This window comes from Streptomyces sp. A18, from assembly GCF_059026065.1.
Genome location: NZ_JBWLKL010000003.1, coordinates 200,607 through 218,526 on the forward strand (window position 1 = coordinate 200,607; position 17,920 = coordinate 218,526).

A 17,920-nucleotide genomic window follows, 5' to 3' on the forward strand; every position below is an offset into this window, starting at 1 on the left:
ACGTCAGACCCTCAACAGCACGACAGGACGGTGGACTTCGGTGCGTATGCCGCGCTCACTTCGTATCGCCGGCGCGTGGACCGCCGTTCTCGCCCTGGCCCTCACGGGCTGCGGATCATCGTCGGACGACGGTGGCGGGACAGCGCCGAGGGCGAAGGCGGCGGCCTCCGCGCCCGACCGGGTGGAGCCGCTGAAGTCCCGTCCCGACCCCGTGCTTCCCGCCACCGTCACGTCCGCCGACGGCAAGAAGGTCACCGTCAAGGACACCCGCCGGATCGTGCCGCTCACCGGCAGCCTCAGCGAGATCGTCTTCACGCTCGGACTCGGTGAGAACGTCGTGGCCCGCGACATCACCGCCACCTTCGAGCAGGCCAAGAAGCTGCCGGTGGTGACACGTGCGCACGACGTCTCGGCGGAGAGCGTCCTGTCCCTGAAGCCGACGGTCGTCCTCGCGGACACCTCCACGGGGCCCGCCGAGGCCATCGGCCAGATACGCGACGCGGGCATCCCGCTGGTCGTGTTCGACCCGGCGAAGGGCCTGGACGACGTGGGCCCCCGGATCGACGCGGTGGCGAAGACGCTGGGCGTCGAGAAGTCGGGCGACGAGCTCAAGTCCCGTACGCAGGAGCGCATCGTGAAGGTGCGCAAGGCCATCCCGGCGTCCGCCCGCGCCGAGAAGCCCCGCGTCGCCTTCCTCTATCTGCGCGGCTCTGCCTCCGTCTATCTGCTCGGCGGCCGCGAGTCCGGCGCGAGTTCACTCCTGGAGGCGGCGGGCGCCGTCGACGCGGGCAAGGCGTCGGGACTCGAGAAGGACTTCACGGCGATCACCAGCGAGGCGCTCGCCAAGGCGGCGCCGGACGCGATCCTGGTCATGTCCAAGGGGCTTGAATCCGTCGACGGCGTGGACGGACTGCTCAAGGTCCCGGGGGTCGCCGAGACCCCGGCCGGGCTCGACCGCCGCATCGTGTCGATCGACGACGGAGTGCTCCTGAACTACGGACCGCGTACGGACCAGGTCCTGGAGTCGCTGGTGGAGCAGTTGTACGGAGGCGCTCAGAAGTGACCGTCCTGACCAAGTCGGTGGACGGCACAGCCACGTCGCGGGAGCCGGGCAAGCCCGGCGTCCGCCGCCGGAGCGCGACCGCCGCCCTCACCGTCGGCCTCGTCGCCGCCCTCGTGCTCCTCTGTCTGCTCTCCGCCGGCATCGGCGCGTACGACATCCCGCTAGGGGACGTCCTCAGTTCCGTACTGCACCGGATCGGTCTCGGGGGCGGCGCGCTCGACCGGGTCGGCGAGAGCGTCCTGTGGAACGTGCGGCTGCCGCGCGTGACGCTCGCGCTGCTCGTCGGCGGATCCCTGGGGTGCGCGGGAGCGCTCATGCAGGGCGTGTTCGGCAATCCGCTCGCCGAGCCCGGCGTCATCGGGATCTCGGCGGGCGCGGCCGTCGGCGCGGTGGCCTCGATCGCCCTTGGCCTGAGCTTCTTCGGGAACTGGACCGTGACGGTCTGTGCGTTCGTCGCCGGGCTCGCCACCGTCCTTCTCGTGTACGCCCTTTCGCGCAACGGCGGGCGTACGGAGGTGGTCACGCTCATTCTCACCGGGATCGCCGTGAACGCGTTCGCGGGGGCCCTGATCGGGCTCTGCATCTTCTTCGCGGACAACGCGCAGATCACCCAGATCACGTTCTGGCAGCTCGGCTCGCTGGCGGGGGCGACATGGCCGAAGGTGCTCGCCGTGCTGCCGTGCGCGGTGGCCGGCCTGGTCGTGGCGCCGCTGTACGCACGGAAGCTGGACCTGCTCGCGCTCGGCGAGCGGCCCGCGCGGCACCTCGGTGTCGACGTGGAGCGGCTGCGGCTCGTCCTGGTCCTGGTGGTGGCGCTGCTGACCGCCGCCGCCGTGGCCGTCGCCGGGATCATCACCTTCGTCGGTCTCCTCGTCCCGCATCTGCTGCGGATGGCGGCGGGACCCGGGCATCGCTTCCTGGTGCCGGGCAGTGCGCTGGGCGGGGCGGTCGTCCTCGTCGGCGCGGATCTCGCGGCGCGGACGGTGGCGGCACCCGCGGAACTGCCACTCGGGGTGCTCACGGCGCTCTTCGGGAGCCCGTTCTTCTTCTGGCTGTTGCGCAGGACCCGTCGCAAGCAAGGGGGTTGGGCATGATGGGGCGGATCACCGAGCGCCTGTTCCCGTCCGGCCGGAGGCTCGCGCCGCCCGCGCCCTTCGCCCCCGGTGACGTGCTCGCCGAGGCGTCGGGGCTGCGGGTGCGGCTCGGGGGGCGCGAGGTGCTCGCCGGGGTGTCCCTGACCGCGCGGGCGGGCGAGGTGCTTGCCCTGGTCGGTCCCAACGGGGCGGGAAAGTCGACCCTGTTGGCGGCGCTTGCCGCGGATCTCCCGGCGGACGAAGGGGTCGTACGGGTCTGCGGACGGCCCACCGCGGAGTGGCCCGCGCGTGAACTCGCCCTGCGGCGGGCGGTGTTGCCGCAGGCGGCTGCGCTGTCCTTCCCGTTCACGGTGGAGGACGTGGTCCGCATGGGGCGGGCGCCTTGGGCGGGCACGGCCCTGGACGAGGACGACGACCGTGTCGTACGCGAGGCGATGGCCTCGACGGAGGTCGGCGAGTTCGCCTCCCGCCCCTTCTCCGCCCTGAGCGGGGGTGAGCGGGCGCGGGTCGCGCTCGCGCGCGTGCTGGCCCAGCGGGCACCGCTGCTGCTCCTGGACGAGCCGACCGCCGCGCTCGACCTGCGCCACCAGGAGCTGGTCCTGCGGCTCTGCCGGGAGCGGGCCGCCGCGGGGGACGCGGTGGTGGTGGTGCTGCATGACCTGGGGCTCGCGGCGGCGTACGCGGATCGGGCGGCGGTGTTGCGGGGCGGGACGCTCGCCGTGGAGGGGGCGCCGGGTGAGGTGTTCACCGGGGAGCTCCTGAGCGAGGTGTACCGGCAGCCGGTCGAGGTCTTCCCGCACCCGCGGACGGGGGCTCCGCTGGTGGCCCCGGTGCGGGGCTGAGGACGTTCAGACCGTCGTGGGGGTTCCCTGCTCTTTAGGAGCTTGGGGGAGTTTGAGGACGAAATCGGCGGAGCCGATGATGACGGCCCCCAAGGCCCTCGCGCCGGAGAAAGCCCCGTCTTGACCTCCGCTTTGCCCCTCAGCCAGGTAAGGCTCAGATAAGTTAGGGTCCCCTCACCGGAACGCCGGAGTAAGTCCGTGACCCGCCTTGGAGCCCCTATGCACCCCGCCCGCCTCCCTGCCGCCACCGCCATAGCCGCAGTGGCGGCACTCACCGCCGTCACGGGCTGCACCGAGAAGAGCGACGCCAAGAGCGGGGGCAACACCGTCGAGGTGACCGCCACCGACGACAAGTGCGAGGTCTCCAAGACCGAGCTCAGCTCCGGGCACGTCGAGCTGGCCATCGAGAACAAGGGGTCCAAGGTCACCGAGGTCTATCTCCTCTTCCCCGACGACCGCATCGTCAGCGAGCGCGAGAACATCGGCCCCGGCACGAAGCAGAAGCTCACCGCCGAGGTGAAGTCCGGCTCGTACCAGATCGCCTGCAAGCCCGGCATGAAGGGCGACGGCATCCGCCAGAAGGTCACCGTCAGCGGCGGCAAGGCCGTCAAGCGCGACCCGCGCCTGGACAAGGCCGTCGCCGACTACCGTGCCTACGCGCAGGAGCAGGCCGACGCCACGATCCCCAAGGTGAAGCTCTTCACCGACGCCGTCCGCAAGGGCGACATCGACGCCGCGAAGAAGGCGTACTCCCATTCCCGCATCGGCTGGGAGCGCACCGAGCCCGTCGCCGAGTCCTTCGGTGACATCGACCCGAAGGTCGACCTGCGCGAGGACGGCCTCGAAGAGGGCCAGGACCTGGAGAAGGACTGGACGGGCTGGCACCGCCTGGAGCGCTCCCTGTGGCAGGACAAGAAGCTCGGCGAGCGCGACAAGGAGCTCGCCACGCAGCTGGACAAGGACCTCGTCGACTGGCAGAACCGCGTCGGCAAGGCCGAGATCACCCCGACCTCCATGGCCAACGGCGCCAAGGAGCTCCTCGACGAGGTCGCCACCGGCAAGGTCACCGGTGAGGAGGAGCGGTACTCGCACACCGACCTCGTCGACTTCAAGGCAAACGTCGAGGGCGCGGAGAAGGCGTACGAGCTGCTCAAGGCCGTCGCGTCGGAGAACGACCCGGCGCTCACCAAGGAGCTGGACAAGCAGTTCCCGGCCCTGGACAAGCTGCTCGACAAGTACCGCCAGGGCGGCGGCAAGGACTCGTACACGTTCACGTCGTACGACAAGCTCGACAAGGCGGACACGAAGGAACTGGCGGACGGCGTCAACGCGCTCGCGGAGCCGCTGTCGAAGCTGGCCGCCGCCGTCGTGAGCAGCAAGTAACGGCAAGGGGGCCGTAACCATGGCTGAGAACATCAACGACACCGTGCCGGAAGAGATCAGCTCTGGTTCCACTTCCCGCCGTTCGCTCCTCGGCTGGGGCGGCGCCGGGCTCGCGCTCGGCGCCGCCGTCACCGGGGGCGCGGTGGCGGTGGCACGGTCCGGGGACGAGGCCGTGCCCGCGGCATCGGCCTCGGCGGGCGGCTCCGTCACCTTCTACGGCAAGCACCAGGCGGGCATCGCGACCGCCGTCCAGGACAGGCTGCACTTCGCCGCGTTCGACGTGAAGACGGACGACCGCGAGCAGTTCGTGCAGCTCCTGAAGGACTGGACGGAGGCCGCCGCGCGGATGACGGCCGGGCACGAGGTCGGTGAAGGGGCTTTCGGCGGGCTCGTCGAAGCGCCGCCGGACGACACCGGTGAGGCCCTCGGGCTCAAGCCGTCCCGGCTCACCCTCACCATCGGCTTCGGGCCAAGTCTCTTCGAGAAGTTCGGGCTCGGCGATCGGCGGCCCGAAGCGCTCGTCGATCTGCCCAAGTTCCCCGGCGACAACCTCGACAAGTCCCGCGGCGGCGGCGACCTGTGCGTACAGGCCTGCGCGGACGACCCGCAGGTCGCCGTGCACGCCATCCGCAATCTCGCCCGCATCGGCTTCGGGAAGGTCGCGGTGCGCTGGTCGCAGCTCGGCTTCGGGAAGACCTCGTCGACCACACCGGGGGCGCAGACGCCTCGTAACCTCTTCGGGTTCAAGGACGGGACCCGCAATGTGTCGGGCGAGGACAACTCCGCGCTCGCCAAGCATGTGTGGGTGAGTGAGAAGGACGGGCCCGGGTGGATGGCGGGCGGGTCGTATCTCGTCGCGCGCCGCATCCGCATGAACGTCGAGACCTGGGACCGGACCCCGCTCGGTGAGCAGGAGGACATCTTCGGGCGCGACAAGGGCGAGGGCGCGCCGGTCGGGAAGGCCAAGGAGCACGACGAGCCGTTCCTGAAGGCGATGAAGCCCGCCGCGCACGTCCGGCTCGCGCACCCCGACACCAACGACGGGGCGACGATCCTGCGCCGCGGCTACTCCTTCACGGACGGCACCGACGGCCTGGGCCGCCTCGACGCGGGGCTCTTCTTCCTCGCGTACCAGCGGGACGTCCGCACGGGCTTCATCCCGGTGCAGCGCAGCCTGGCGCGCGCCGACGTTCTCAACGAATACATCCAGCACGTCGGTTCCGCGATCTTCGCGATCCCGCCGGGCGTCCGCGACAAGGGCGACTGGTGGGGCCGGGCGTTGTTCGGCTGAGGGGGATCTGACAGACATGTTCGGCAACTATCTGATCGGCCTGCGCGAGGGTCTCGAGGCCAGCCTGGTCGTCTGCATCCTCATCGCCTATCTGGTGAAGACGGAGCGGCGCGACGCGCTCAGGCCCATCTGGATCGGCATCGGGGTCGCGTGCGGCCTCTCGCTCGGCTTCGGCTGCGCGCTCACCTTCGGTTCGCAAGAGCTGACGTTCAAGGCGCAGGAGGCGCTGGGCGGTTCGCTGTCGATCGTCGCCGTCGCGCTCGTGACGTGGATGGTGTTCTGGATGCGGCGTACGGCCCGTCATCTCAAGGCGGAGCTGCACGGCAGACTGGACGTGGCACTACAGATGGGCACGGGCGCGCTCGTCGCCACGGCGTTCCTCGCCGTGGGCCGCGAGGGCCTGGAGACGGCGCTCTTCGTGTGGGCGTCGGTGCGGGCCTCGAACGACGGGACGCCGGGGCCGCTGATCGGCGTGCTCCTCGGCCTGCTCACCGCGATCGCGCTGGGCTGGCTGTTCTACAAGGGCACGGTCCGCATCAACCTGGCGAAGTTCTTCACCTGGACCGGCGCCATGCTGGTGGTCGTGGCGGCGGGCGTGCTCGCGTACGGCGTGCATGACCTGCAGGAGGCGGAGTTCCTCGGCGGCCTGCAGAACAAGGCGTTCGACATCAGCGCGACGATCCCCCCGGACAGTTGGTACGGCACGCTCCTGAAGGGCGTCTTCAACTTCCAGCCGGACCCGACGGTTGTCCAGGTCACGGTGTGGCTGCTGTACCTGATCCCGACGCTCGCGTTCTTCTTCGCCCCGGTAGGGTTCGGGCCCGGGAAGGGGAAGGTGAACGCAACGCATGAGCAGGCTTCCAAGGCAGCGCACTCCGATGCGGGGCGGACGGGCGCAGCGGCCGGTCCGGTACGCGATGGTGGCGTCGACGGTGACCGTACTGTCGATGACGGCGAGCGGCTGCGTGACGGTGCACGGGGAGCGGGAGGTCATCCCGTCGGCGACGAAGGCTGAGGCCGACCGTGCGCTGAAGGATTTCCTCACCGCGTACAACAAGGCCGAGAAGGAGTACGACCCGGCGCTGGACGCGGCCCGGGTCACGGGCCCGCTGAGCGCCATCAACCAGGCGGGCCTGAAGGTGCGGGGCGCCCAGAATCCGGGCGGCAACCCGAATCACGTGCCGCTGGAGCTGACGGACGCGAAGTTCTCGATCCCCAAGAAGGCCGGCTGGCCCCGGTGGTTCGTCGCGGACACGAAGTCCAACCGCAGGGGCGACCTGCGCTGGGTCCTCGTCTTCACCAAGGGCAGCAAGGACCAGCTGTGGGAGGCGTCCTATCTGAACCTGGTGGCGCCCGGCAAGATGCCCGAGCTGAAGAAGGACGAGGACGGCTGGGCACAACCGGTCGAGCTCGACTCCAAGGCCCTCGCGGTGGCGCCCAAGAACCTCGGCGAGCAGTACACGAGGTATCTGAAGTCGGGCGGCGACGCGTTCGCGCCGGGCGACCACACGTCGTTGTGGAAGGCGGCCCGCGACAAGAACACCAAGCGCCGCGGCATCGCCGTCCAGTACATCGACGAGCCGCGGAACGACGGAACGTTCGCGCCGGTGGGCCTGCGCACCCAGGACGGCGACGCGATGGTCTTCTTCTCGACGCACCACTACGAGAAGCAGACCGCGGCGAAGGGTGTGAACCTCACCGTGGATCCCGAGGTGAAGCCTCTCCTGAAGGGCGAGGTCAAGCAGTCGATGACGCTGGAGCGTGTCTCCAATCAGGTCGTCGTCGACCCGGCGGGGTCCGGCAAGGTGACGTTCCTGAGCCGCATCCAGGGCCTGACGGGCGCGAAGGGCGAGTAGCCCCGTCGCCCGCGACGGAGCTACCTTCGCGCGGGCGTCAGCCCCTCAACGGCCAGGCCGCGACGTCGTGTTGGGGCTCACCGGCGACGCGAGCGCACTCGTCGGTGAGCGTCTCCAGGAGCGTCAGCGGGTCCGGGAGCGCGTGCTCCGGGCCGCGGATCCAGTGGACGCCGAGGTCGCCGGGCAGCCGCGCGGGCGGCACGAGGACGTACGAACCGCGGCAGTGCCAGCGCAGGCCGGGGTGTTCGTTCGTCGTCTCGGGGTGGCAGTCCAGTTCGCAGGGCCACCACTCGTCCTCGTCCTCCGGGGTGCCGCGGGTGAGCGTGAAGAAGAGCATCCGCCCCTCGTCCATGATGCCCTCGGACTCGGCGACGGGGCCCACATCGATGCCGTCGGCGAGCAGCCTGGCGAGTGCCTCGCGCCCGGCGGCGAGCGGCACGTCCAGGACGTCGTGGACCATGCCCGTCGCGGTGATGAAGTTGGCCTGCGGCTGGTGTCTGGCCCAGCGCTCGATCTGTCCGCGGTCGGTCGTGGACTGCGTCTGCCAGGCGAAGGAGATGGGGTGCCTTGCGGGGGTGGGACAGCCGATGCGGTCACAGGAACATCGGTACGCGGATGGGTGCGCGGCCGGTGAGAGCGGCAGACCCGCCGCCGCCGCGGCGACCAGCAGGGCCTCGCGGCTCGCCTCGTCACCTGCCGTGTCCTCCGGTCGGGGACGTCGGCGAAGCCACTGGGAAATCCTGCTCTGTCCGCCGGACCGGCGGTCGAACTCCGCGCCCATCTATCCCCTCACCTCGCATTTGTGCCGAGAAGCATGTCCCATGGTCGCACCATCCTGCTCCTCGGGGGGCCAGAGCCCACATCCGGGGTAGCTGGGGTGATGCAAGGCGCAGGGTGACATCGCGCGTCATTGCGTACTAACTGGGGATATACGCCCCTACCGTGTTCGCCATGGTCACCAGGACTGTGCTCACGGGACTCTCGGGGCTCATGGGCCTCACGACGCTGGCCTTCGTGCCACCCGCCGGACGCCCTCTCACCCCGCTCGAATGGCGCGGCGGCGGCCCCCTGACGGTCAAGGCACTCCCCCGCGTCACCTACACCGCACACCGCGGCGGCGCCCTGGAGGTTCCGGAGAACAGCATGTCCGGCCTGGTGGCGGCGTACAAACGAGGCACGGCCCAGATCATCGACGTCGATACGCGGATGCTGCGCGACGGCACGCTGGTGGCCATGCACGACGCGACCCTGGACCGCACGACGACGTCCACCGGCCCGGTGCGCTCGCTCACCCTGCGCGAGTGGCGACGGGTCAGGCTGCGGCCGGGCGCCGACCTGCCCGGCAGCTGGCGCCCCGAGCGGCCGCCGACGGTCGCCGAGGTCCTCGACCGGTTCGGCGGGCGGATCGTCCTGATGCTGGAGGCGAAGGACCCGCGCAGCCTGCGGGCGCTCGGCTCGCTGATCCGCGCACGCGGCCTGACCCGCTCGGTGTTCGTGAACTCGAACGAGCCCGACGTGGCCCGGCGCGCGCATCAGATGGGCCTGCTCGCGCAGCTGTGGCGCTCCAAGGCGCAGATGCGCTCGGACCGGCCCGAGCGGTGGGCCGGCTTCGTGGACGTGCTGGACGTGGACCACAAGGCGCGGGACGTGGATCTCCTGCGCGCGGTCGCCTCCGGGATCCCGCGGGTGTGGGCGCACACGGTGACCACACCGCGCCAGCGCGACCGGGCGCTGCGGTTCGGCTGCAACGGCGTGATCACGGACACGCCGGGTCTGCTCGCGCGGACACCGGCGAAGGGAGCGAAGGGCGTGAGCGCCGCAGGCCTTCGGGAGCAGTGGCCGATCAATTCCACGTGATCAGCGAGATGTGATCAATGAGATGCGATCAGGGAGATGTGATCCGCGGGACGTGGTGAGCGGAGTCTGATCAGCGCGGGGCGATTCCGTAGAGGGCGTACTCGACGAGCTTGTCGCCGTACTCGTGCGTGAGCGGGCCGGTCCGCTGCAGCCAGCGCTGGGCGAGCGGGCCCGTCCACAGCTCCAGGGCGATGCGGGGTTCCACTTCGGGGGCGACCTGGCCGGCTTCCTGGGCGATGCGCAGGCGCTTCACGTACAGCTGGAGTCCCGGCTCGAGGAGCTTCTCCACGTACTCGGCGCTGATGTCGTCGTTGAGCATGCCCTCGGCGGCGAGCGCCCGGTAAGGAGCGTCGTACTTGGGGTTCTTGAGCTCGTCGATGGTGGCCCGCACGACGTACTTGAGGTCGGCCTCGACGTCCCCCGTGTCCGGGATCTCGTGCTCCAGCTCGTGGCCCGACTTGGTGCTCGCCTCGACGCTCGCCTGCTTGCCGAGGTCGAGGAAGGCGTCGAGCAGGACGGCGCCCTTCGACGGCCACCAGCGGTAGATCGTCTGCTTGCCCACGCCCGCACGGGCGGCGATCGCCTCGATCGTGAGCTTGGAGTAGCCGACCTCGGAGACCAGGTCGAGGGCGGCGTCAAAGATCGCTTGCCGTGAGCGTTCGCTGCGGCGCTTGGAGTCAGGGGCGGATTTCGTGGCCATGCCGTCGAATGTAGCAGCAGACGAGCCGAGACGTACCGTCTCATGAGGCCTTGACAAGACGAACCGTCTCGCTCAAAGTGGTCCTCGTAGCGAGACGAGACGTCTCGCGGAAACGCGGCAAAGTTTTCGACCCGGAGGTACGCACATGTCACGAGGCGGAGCAGGAAACATGCTGGGCGTCGGCGGTACGCGCACCAACCTCTCCCGCAAGGCGCTGCGCGGCTCGGGCCGCGGCGGCCAGACCGGCGGCGGGCTCAGCCCGCAGGCGCAGAAGCGCGAGCTGCTGCGCAAGCTGCAGGAGGGACGCTCGACGCACGGCCAGTCGTGAACCGGGGACGCGGGCGGCGCCTCGACGGTCCACCGACCCGGGTGGACCGCTCGCTGAACCACTCGCTGAACCACCCGTTCGGATCACGGCGCGAGGGCTCCTCAGACCGCACCATGGGCAGCAACTGTCCCACCAGGGGCAGTGACTGACCACTGCGGTACGTGAGGAGCCCTCGTTGAGTCGATTTCCTCGTCGCGCCACACCCCGGCGCTATCTGATGTGCCCACCGGCACACTTCAAGGTCACGTACTCCATCAACCCCTGGATGGACCCCTCGAAACCGGTCGACGTCCCGCTGGCCGTCGCCCAGTGGGAGGACCTGCGCGACCGCTACCGCTCGCTCGGCCACACCGTCGAGGAGCTCACCCCGCGCCCCGGCCTGCCGGACATGGTCTTCGCCGCGAACGGCGCGACCGTCATCGCGGGCCGCGTGCTCGGCGCGCGGTTCGCCCATCCCGAGCGCGGCGACGAAGCGGCCGCCCACCTGGAGTGGTTCCGGGAGCACGGCTTCACGGACCTCCACGAACCCACGCACGTCAACGAAGGCGAGGGCGACTTCGCCGTCACGTCCTCGTACGTCCTGGCCGGACGCGGTTTCCGGGCCAGCCCGCTGTCGCACGGGGAGGCGCAGGAGTTCTTCGGCCGCCCGGTGCTCGGGCTCGATCTCGTCGACCCCCGCTACTACCACCTGGACACGGCCCTGGCAGTCCTCGACGACGCCACGGACGACGTCATGTACTACCCGCCCGCCTTCTCGCCGGGGAGCAGGGCGGTCCTGCGGGGACTCTTCCCTGACGCGCTGATCGCCGACGAGCCGGACGCGGTGGCCCTCGGCCTCAACGCGGTCTCGGACGGCCTGCACGTTCTGCTCCCGCAGGCCGCGGTCGGCCTCTTCGCACCGCTGCGGGAGCGCGGATACGAACCCATCGGCATGGACCTGGGCGAGCTGCTCAAGGGTGGCGGCAGCGTGAAGTGCTGCACACAGGAGCTGCGCGGCTAGGGGGCCCCGGAACTCCCCTGGCTCTCCTGGTGGGGCGGCCAGGTGTCGCCCCACTCCGCGTCGCGCGCCGCGCGGTACAGCGTGCCGTGGCGCTTGGTCACCGTCTCGCGGTGCAGCGACTCGTCCGCCGCGCACAGATCGAGCAGGACCTGGCCCTTACGGATCTGCGGCTTGCGTACGACACGCTTCGGCGCCGGATCGGGGTCGAAGCGGACGGCCGCGACGTAGCTGAACTTCTCGTCCTCGTACGGCAGTGAGCCGCCCTTGACCTGCCGGTGCAGGGAGGAGCGGCTGACGCGGGCGGAGAAGTGGCACCAGTCGTCGCCGGGCACGATCGGGCAGGCGGAGCTGTGCGGGCAGGGTGCGGCGACGCGGAAGCCGGCGGCGATCAGGCGGTCGCGGGCCTCGATGACGCGTGCGTAGCCGTCGGGGGTGCCGGGCTCGACGATGACGACGGCCTGCTGTGCCGCTGCCGCCGCCGCGTCCACGAGGGAACGGCGGTCGGACTCGGTCAGCTCCTTCAGGACGTACGACACCGTGACGAGATCGGTGCTCTCGATGCTGAGCGCCGCTCCGATACGAGAGCGCTGCCACTGCGCGGCCTTCAACCACGGGTTCGCGGCGGCCAGTTCACGTCCCAGGGCGAGGGCGGGCTCGGCCCAGTCGAGGACCGTGACGGGCCGCTCACCCTCCCAGGTCGCGCTCACCGCCCAGGTAGCCGCTCCGGTCCCGCCGCCGACGTCCACATGGCTGCCGGGCGCCCAGTCCGCGGGCGCCGCGTCCGCGAGAGCACCGAGCGCGGAACGCACCGCCTCGAAGGTCGCCGGCATGCGGTAAGCGGCGTACGCGGCGACGTCCGCGCGGTCACGCAGAATCGGGGCATCGGTCGGGGTACGCCCCCGGTAATTGGCGATCAGCCGGTCAACGGCTTGCGCGGCCTGCTTGGCCGGAAGCCCGTCGAGCAGCCCCGCGAGAGCGGTGCGGAGGGCCTCAGCGGGGGGAATCGGGACGTTCACCCCGTGATTCTAGGGGTGCGCAGAGACGACCCGGTCAGGGCGCGGGGTCTAACACATGCGACTCCGCCGCGGGGCGCGCCCAGCCCCACCGGGCCCGCAGGTGAAGGACAATCCGCCCCGCCCAAGCCCCGCGCTCAGCGGGCCGCGCGGGCCAGCCGGGACGCCGCCCGAGCCCGCGGCCCGCTGTCGGCACGACCCCGCCGCGGGTGGACCGTGTTCGCAAGGAGGATCAGGAACGTGTCCGTGGCAGGGTCGATCACCAGGGACGTCCCGGTGAACCCCGTATGCCCCGCCGCACCGCGCCCCGCGAGATCCCCCATGAACCACGCCTGGTCGAGCCCGAAGCCGAGGCCCGGCGGCGTCAGCATCAACTCCACGAAGTCCGGGCCGAGGATCCGCGCCGTACCGTGCGAGCCCCCGCACAGCAGCGCCCGGCAGAAGACCGCGAGGTCGCGCGCGGTGGAGAACAGCCCGGCGTGGCCCGCCACGCCACCCAGCGCCCAGGCGTTCTCGTCGTGCACCTCGCCCCGCAGCATCCCGCGGTCCGCCTTCGCCCAGGGCCTGCGCTGGTCCTCGGTGGCGGCGGCGTCGGGACGCGGCCCGAAGCCGGTGGCGACCATGCCGAGCGGCCGGGTGATGCCCTCACGGATGAGCACGTCGAGCGGGCGGCCCGTGAGGCGCTCCAGGACGTGCTGGAGGAGCAGCATGTTCAGGTCGGAGTAGAGGTGGTCGCCCGGCGGGCCCGACGGGGCCTCCGCGCGCAGGGCCGCGAGGCGCGATGCGTCGTCCGGACAGTCGTACAGCGGGAGTTCGGGACGAAGCCCCGAGGTGTGTGTGAGCAGCTGGCGCACCGTGATGCCGTGCTCGGCCGCCGCCCGGAACTCGGGGACGTACGCCGAGACCAGCGCGTCGATGCCGAGCGTGCCGCGCTCCAGCTGCTGCATGGCGGCGACCGTCGTGAACAGCTTGGTCAGCGACGCCAGGTCGAAGGGGGTCCCTTTGCGGGTCAGCACCTGTTCCGCGGGCGGCAGTTCGACGCCCACGTCCTTCTCGGGGTCGTACGCCGCATAGCGCACCGCACGGCCCACCGCCTCCTCGACGGCGATCACCGGCCCGCGCCCGGCGAGCACGACGGCGCCGGAGCACCAGGGCCGCTCGCCGCGCGTCAGTGCGCGTACCTCGCGTACGAGGTGGGCCATCTCGTCCGTGTCGAGCCCCGCGCGGTCCGGCGTCCCGGCGCGCAGCAGGCGTGGCGCGGTCAGTGGTCCGTCCCCTCCCGGTTCGGCCTGGCCGAGTGCTGCCAGGGGCGGCACAGTCCCACGAAGCAGCCGATGGCCGCCAGACCGCAGGCGAGCTGGACGACGGCCATCGGCACGGCCGTGGCCTCGCCCGCGATGCCCACCAGGGGGGACGCGATCGCGCCGACGAGGAAGGAGGACGTGCCGAGGAGCGCCGACGCGGAGCCCGCGGCGTGCGGGGTGCGCATCAGGGCGAGGGCGTTGGTGTTGGGCATCGCGAGGCCCATCGCCGACATCAGGACGAAGAGCCCGGCCGCGACGGGGAACAGGCCTACGTCCCCGAAGACGCCCGACGTCATGAGGAGCAGCGCGGTGGCGGCGAGCACGATGACCGTCAGGCCGAAGGCGAGCGCCTTGTCGAGGCTGACCCGGCCGACGAGGATCTTGCCGTTGATCTGGCCGACGACGATGAGGCCGATGGAGTTCACGCCGAAGAGCAGGCTGAAGGTCTGCGGGGACGCCCCGTAGATCTCCTGGATGACGAACGGCGACGCGGAGATGTACGCGAACAGCGAGGCGAAGGCGAAGCCGCCCGCGATCATGTACCCGGTGAAGACGCGGTCGGCGAGGAGCGACTTCATGGTGCGCAGCGCCTCGACGGTGCCGCCGCTGTGCCGCTTCTCGGGGGCGAGCGTCTCGGGCAGGCACCGCCAGACGACCACGGTGAGGGCGATGCCGATCACCGTGAGCACGGCGAAGATGCCGTGCCAGTCGGTGAAGCGCAGGACCTGGCCGCCGATGAGGGGCGCGACGACCGGGGCGACCCCGGAGATCAGCATGAGGGTGGAGAAGAAGCGGGCCATCTCCACGCCGTCGTAGAGATCGCGTACGACGGCGCGGGCGATGACGATGCCCGCTGCGCCCGCGAGGCCCTGCAACAGCCGGAAGCCGATGAGGAGTTCGACGGTGGGCGCGAGAGCGCAGATCGCGGTGGCGAGGATGTAGACGAGGAGGCCGACGATCAGCGGTCTGCGCCGTCCCCACTTGTCGCTCATCGGCCCGACGACGAGCTGCCCCAGGGCCATGCCGGTGAGGCAGGCGGTGAGGGTCAGCTGCGCGGTCGCCGCGGACGTGCCCAGCGAGCGGGTGACCTCCGGGAGCGCCGGGAGGTACATGTCCATGGACAGCGGCGGGACCGCGGTGAGGCCGCCGAGTACGAGGGTGACGAGGAGGCCGGTGCGGCGCCGGGCGGTGAGGGCCGGGGCGGCGGGTGCGGCGGGTGCGGCGGTGGCGGGGCCCGGCTCCGGCGCCCGGGACTGCCGTATGAGGGGGGCTTCGGACCCACTCGTGGTGCGGCTGCCGTGCTCCGGCATGCGGATTCCTTCCCGATTAGGCGTGCGATTACCTATGCTCTCAGCTCAGCTGTGCTGGTTGAGACCATTTCCGCGGGACTCCGCGGTACTCCGGCCGTACGAACAGGGGCCCCAGTGGTGGAAGACGACCGTGAACCCGTGCGCTGGGGCATCCTCGCGACGGGCGGGATCGCCGCATCGTTCACGGCGAACCTCCTCGACATGCCGGACGCGGAGGTCGTCGCGGTGGCATCGCGGACCGACGCTTCGGCGAAGGCATTCGCCGAGCGGTTCGGGATACCGCGCGCGTACGGGGAGTGGGGCGCGCTCGCCGAGGACGAGGACGTCGACGTCGTGTACGTGGCGACGCCGCACGCCTCGCACCGGGCGGCGGCGGGGCTCTGCCTGGAGGCGGGCCGTGCGGTGCTCTGCGAGAAGGCGTTCGCGCTGAACGCACGCGAGGCGCGGGAACTGGTGACGCTCGCCCGGCGGCGCGGCCTCTTCCTGATGGAGGCCATGTGGATGTACTGCCATCCGCTGATCCGGCGGATGAAGGCGCTGGTCGACGACGGGGCGATAGGCGAGATGCGGACGGTGCAGGCCGACTTCGGGCTCGCCGGTCCCTTCCCTCCGGCGCACCGCCTCCGTGACCCGGCGCAGGGTGGTGGCTCGCTGCTCGATCTCGGGGTGTACCCGGTGTCGTTCGCGCAGTTGCTGCTCGGTGAGCCTTCGGAGGTGAGTGCGAGAGCAACGCTCTCGGACGAGGGCATTGATCTCCAGACGGGAATGCTGCTCTCGTGGGAGAACGGTGCTCACGCTTTGTTGCACTGCTCCATCAACGCGGGCACCCCCGTCACCGCATCCGTCACCGGCTCGCGGGGCCGCATCGACATCCCGAACGGCTTCTTCTTCCCGGAGCGCTTCGTCCTGCACCGCGACGGCCACGACCCCGAGGAGTTCATCGCCGCCCCCGAGCACGGCCCCCGCGACAGCCTCAAGCACGAGGCCGCCGAGGTCATGCACCGGCTGCGCGCGGGCGACACCGAGTCCCCCCTCGTCCCCCTGGACGGCACCCTCGCGGTGATGCGGACCCTGGACGCGGTGCGGGAGCGGATCGGGGTGCGCTACCCGGGCGAGTGAGCGCACCCCTGTTGCGCGACCCGAGGGGCGCGGGGAACTTCGCGCCCAGCCACGACGGACCGCGGACGGATATCGGACCGTGGAGCGTTAGGCGGGCTTCAGCCCAGGGTTTCCTGCCTCCGTCACGAAGGAAGCAGCCGTGGTGATCGGCGCCCCGGGCGTCGTCACCGCGGAGACAGTCTTGAAATCGGCGCGCGCGGATTCCTGCCCAAGACCGACGGTCACGTATCCGCGCCGCCCGTTGTAGAACTTCAGGTGCGGGTTGGCCTTGGTGTAGGTCTCCCAGTTCGCGGGCTTGTCGGCGCCGTCCTTGCCGCTCGCGATCGACGTGGCGACGATCTCCGTACCGACCGTCCTGGACGCCTGGTCGTCGAAGTCGGCCTTGATGTCGAAGGCGTACCCGACGTGCACGTCGCCGGTGAGCACCATCAGGTTGTCGATCCCGGAGGACTTCGCCCCGGCCAGGACCCGCTGCCGGGACGCCCGGTAGCCGTCCCAGGCGTCCATGGAGAGCTTCGCCTCGGCGTTCAGGTCGAGCCGCCGCTCGGAGAAGGTGACCTGCTGCGGCACGACGTTCCACAGCGCCCGCGAGCCGCGCCAGCCGTTGATCAGCCAACGCTCCTGCGTGGCGCCGGTGATGGTGCGCGCCGGGTCGTCCGACTCCGGCCCCGGGACGTGGGCCTTGTCGCCGTACGCCTGGTCGGAGCGGTACTGCCGGGTGTCCAGGATGTCGAACTGGGCGAGCCGCCCCCACTTGACGCGGCGGTAGAGCTGGAGGTCGGGGCCGCTCGGCTGCTGCGGGCTGCGCAGCGGAAGGTTCTCCCAGTACGCGCGGTAGGCGGCGGCGCGGCGCACCAGGAACTCGGCGGGCGGGTTGCCGTTCTCGTCGAGGTCGCCCGCGTAGTTGTTCTCGGCCTCGTGGTCGTCCCAGGTGACCACGAAGGGGTGCGCGGCGTGGGCGGCGCGCAGGTCGGGGTCCGACTTGTAGAGGGCGTACCGCAGGCGGTAGTCCTCCAGGGTCTGCGTCTCGCGGTTGTAGAGGGCGGGCAGCGTGCGGTCGGTGTAGTTGCGGGCGCCGCCGACCGAGTTGACCGCGTACTCGTAGAGGTAGTCGCCGAGGTGGAAGACCACGTCGACGTCGTCTTCGGCCAGGTGTTTGTACGGGGTGAAGTAGCCGTCGTGGTACGCCTGGCAGGACACGGCGGCGAGCGTCAGGGAGCTCACCTTGCTGCCGGCCGCGGGTGCGGTGCGGGTCCGGCCCGTGTCGCTGATCCACTTCCCTGCCCGGAAGCGGAAGTAGTAGGTCCGCGCGGCGTCGAGGCCGCCCACCTCGACGTGCACGGAGTGGTTGAACTCGGGGTGCGCGGTGACGGAACCGCGTCTGACGATCCGGCGGAAGCGGGCGTCGTGGGCGAGCTCCCACTGGACGGTGACGCGCTCGTTCGGCAGACCGTTGCCCGGTTCGTACGGGGCCGGGGCGAGGCGGGTCCAGAGCAGGACCGAGCCGGGCAGCGGGTCGCCGGATGCCACGCCGAGCGTGAACGGATCGTCGGCGATCTTCCGTGCGTCGAGCTCGGCGGCGCTCGCCGTGCCCGCCGTCGGCAGGTTGGTGGCGAAGGCGAGCGCTGCCGCGGCGCCCGTGACGGTGAGGAAACGACGGCGGCCCAAGTGGCTCGCGGCGGCTCGGAGTTCGGCGGTGCCTTGCTGGCCTGCGGATGTCATGTGGCCCTCCCCTGACGATTGGTGTCACGGGCATGCAA

The 17,920-nt window shown here is 70.9% G+C and carries 17 protein-coding genes; 11 read left to right on the forward strand and 6 right to left on the reverse strand.

Annotated elements, in window-relative coordinates; translation table 11 throughout:
• Positions 1 to 46 precede the first annotated feature (46 nt).
• From AC5P1C_RS06545 to AC5P1C_RS06575, 7 genes are all read left to right on the forward strand, one after another.
• Positions 47 to 1,063, forward strand: coding sequence for a heme/hemin ABC transporter substrate-binding protein (locus AC5P1C_RS06545; protein ID WP_493864698.1), 1,017 nt, complete (start codon positions 47 to 49; stop codon positions 1,061 to 1,063).
• A 5-nt stretch (positions 1,064 to 1,068) separates the two neighbouring features.
• Positions 1,069 to 2,157, forward strand: coding sequence for a FecCD family ABC transporter permease (locus AC5P1C_RS06550; RefSeq protein WP_493864964.1), 1,089 nt, complete (start codon positions 1,069 to 1,071; stop codon positions 2,155 to 2,157).
• Positions 2,157 to 2,999: a heme ABC transporter ATP-binding protein gene (locus tag AC5P1C_RS06555; protein WP_493864965.1), complete on the forward strand. Its 843-nt coding sequence runs from the start codon at positions 2,157 to 2,159 to the stop codon at positions 2,997 to 2,999. Before AC5P1C_RS06550 ends, AC5P1C_RS06555 begins: the two co-directional genes overlap by 1 nt.
• Before the next feature lie 219 nt (positions 3,000 to 3,218).
• Positions 3,219 to 4,382, forward strand: a complete 1,164-nt coding sequence (gene efeO, locus AC5P1C_RS06560; RefSeq protein ID WP_493864699.1) for an iron uptake system protein EfeO — start codon at positions 3,219 to 3,221, stop codon at positions 4,380 to 4,382.
• A 19-nt stretch (positions 4,383 to 4,401) separates the two neighbouring features.
• Entirely contained in the window at positions 4,402 to 5,673 is a 1,272-nt protein-coding gene (gene efeB / locus AC5P1C_RS06565; RefSeq protein WP_493864700.1) for an iron uptake transporter deferrochelatase/peroxidase subunit, read from the forward strand.
• Positions 5,674 to 5,689: 16 nt separating this feature from the next.
• Positions 5,690 to 6,688, forward strand: a complete 999-nt coding sequence (gene efeU / locus AC5P1C_RS06570) for an iron uptake transporter permease EfeU (protein WP_493864701.1) — start codon at positions 5,690 to 5,692, stop codon at positions 6,686 to 6,688.
• Positions 6,591 to 7,529 (forward strand): SCO2278 family lipoprotein, encoded by a 939-nt coding sequence (locus AC5P1C_RS06575; RefSeq protein WP_493864966.1) that lies wholly within the window; start codon positions 6,591 to 6,593, stop codon positions 7,527 to 7,529. The genes efeU and AC5P1C_RS06575 overlap by 98 nt, the downstream gene beginning before the upstream one ends.
• A gap of 37 nt (positions 7,530 to 7,566) precedes the next feature.
• On the opposite strand, the gene AC5P1C_RS06580 is transcribed toward AC5P1C_RS06575, so the two are convergent.
• Positions 7,567 to 8,310: a bifunctional DNA primase/polymerase gene (locus AC5P1C_RS06580; RefSeq protein WP_493864702.1), complete on the reverse strand. Its 744-nt coding sequence runs from the start codon at positions 8,308 to 8,310 to the stop codon at positions 7,567 to 7,569.
• 170 nt (positions 8,311 to 8,480) lie between these two features.
• Between AC5P1C_RS06580 and AC5P1C_RS06585 the strand changes: the two genes are divergently transcribed.
• On the forward strand, positions 8,481 to 9,386 hold the full coding sequence (locus AC5P1C_RS06585; protein WP_493864703.1) for a glycerophosphodiester phosphodiesterase: 906 nt from the start codon (positions 8,481 to 8,483) through the stop codon (positions 9,384 to 9,386).
• 70 nt (positions 9,387 to 9,456) lie between these two features.
• Here AC5P1C_RS06585 and AC5P1C_RS06590 read toward each other — a convergent pair whose 3' ends face one another.
• Positions 9,457 to 10,086 (reverse strand): TetR/AcrR family transcriptional regulator, encoded by a 630-nt coding sequence (locus AC5P1C_RS06590; protein WP_493864704.1) that lies wholly within the window; start codon positions 10,084 to 10,086, stop codon positions 9,457 to 9,459.
• A gap of 145 nt (positions 10,087 to 10,231) precedes the next feature.
• On the opposite strand from AC5P1C_RS06590, the gene AC5P1C_RS06595 reads away from it, so the two are divergent.
• Together AC5P1C_RS06595 and ddaH are read left to right on the forward strand one after the other, a co-directional pair.
• Positions 10,232 to 10,414 carry a DUF6243 family protein gene (locus tag AC5P1C_RS06595; RefSeq protein WP_493864705.1) on the forward strand — a complete coding sequence of 61 codons (183 nt, stop codon included), beginning with the start codon at positions 10,232 to 10,234 and terminating at the stop codon, positions 10,412 to 10,414.
• Between the two features lie 175 nt (positions 10,415 to 10,589).
• The gene (gene ddaH, locus AC5P1C_RS06600) at positions 10,590 to 11,414 is read left to right on the forward strand and encodes a dimethylargininase (protein WP_493864706.1); all 825 of its coding nucleotides are present in this window, start codon (positions 10,590 to 10,592) and stop codon (positions 11,412 to 11,414) included.
• On the opposite strand, the gene AC5P1C_RS06605 is transcribed toward ddaH, so the two are convergent.
• From AC5P1C_RS06605 to AC5P1C_RS06615, 3 genes are all read right to left on the reverse strand, one after another.
• Complete coding sequence (locus AC5P1C_RS06605; protein WP_493864707.1) at positions 11,411 to 12,430, reverse strand: small ribosomal subunit Rsm22 family protein; 1,020 nt, start codon at positions 12,428 to 12,430, stop codon at positions 11,411 to 11,413. The two genes, ddaH and AC5P1C_RS06605, sit on opposite strands and share 4 nt — an antisense overlap.
• 134 nt (positions 12,431 to 12,564) lie before the next feature.
• Positions 12,565 to 13,734, reverse strand: a complete 1,170-nt coding sequence (locus AC5P1C_RS06610; RefSeq protein WP_493864967.1) for a serine hydrolase domain-containing protein — start codon at positions 13,732 to 13,734, stop codon at positions 12,565 to 12,567.
• Positions 13,689 to 15,041 carry a Bcr/CflA family multidrug efflux MFS transporter gene (locus AC5P1C_RS06615; RefSeq protein WP_493864708.1) on the reverse strand — a complete coding sequence of 451 codons (1,353 nt, stop codon included), beginning with the start codon at positions 15,039 to 15,041 and terminating at the stop codon, positions 13,689 to 13,691. Before AC5P1C_RS06615 ends, AC5P1C_RS06610 begins: the two co-directional genes overlap by 46 nt.
• Positions 15,042 to 15,158: 117 nt before the next feature.
• On the opposite strand from AC5P1C_RS06615, the gene AC5P1C_RS06620 reads away from it, so the two are divergent.
• Complete coding sequence (locus AC5P1C_RS06620; RefSeq protein WP_493864709.1) at positions 15,159 to 16,160, forward strand: Gfo/Idh/MocA family protein; 1,002 nt, start codon at positions 15,159 to 15,161, stop codon at positions 16,158 to 16,160.
• Positions 16,161 to 16,247: 87 nt separating this feature from the next.
• Here AC5P1C_RS06620 and AC5P1C_RS06625 read toward each other — a convergent pair whose 3' ends face one another.
• Complete coding sequence (locus AC5P1C_RS06625; protein WP_493864710.1) at positions 16,248 to 17,882, reverse strand: alkaline phosphatase D family protein; 1,635 nt, start codon at positions 17,880 to 17,882, stop codon at positions 16,248 to 16,250.
• Positions 17,883 to 17,920: the final 38 nt, after the last annotated feature.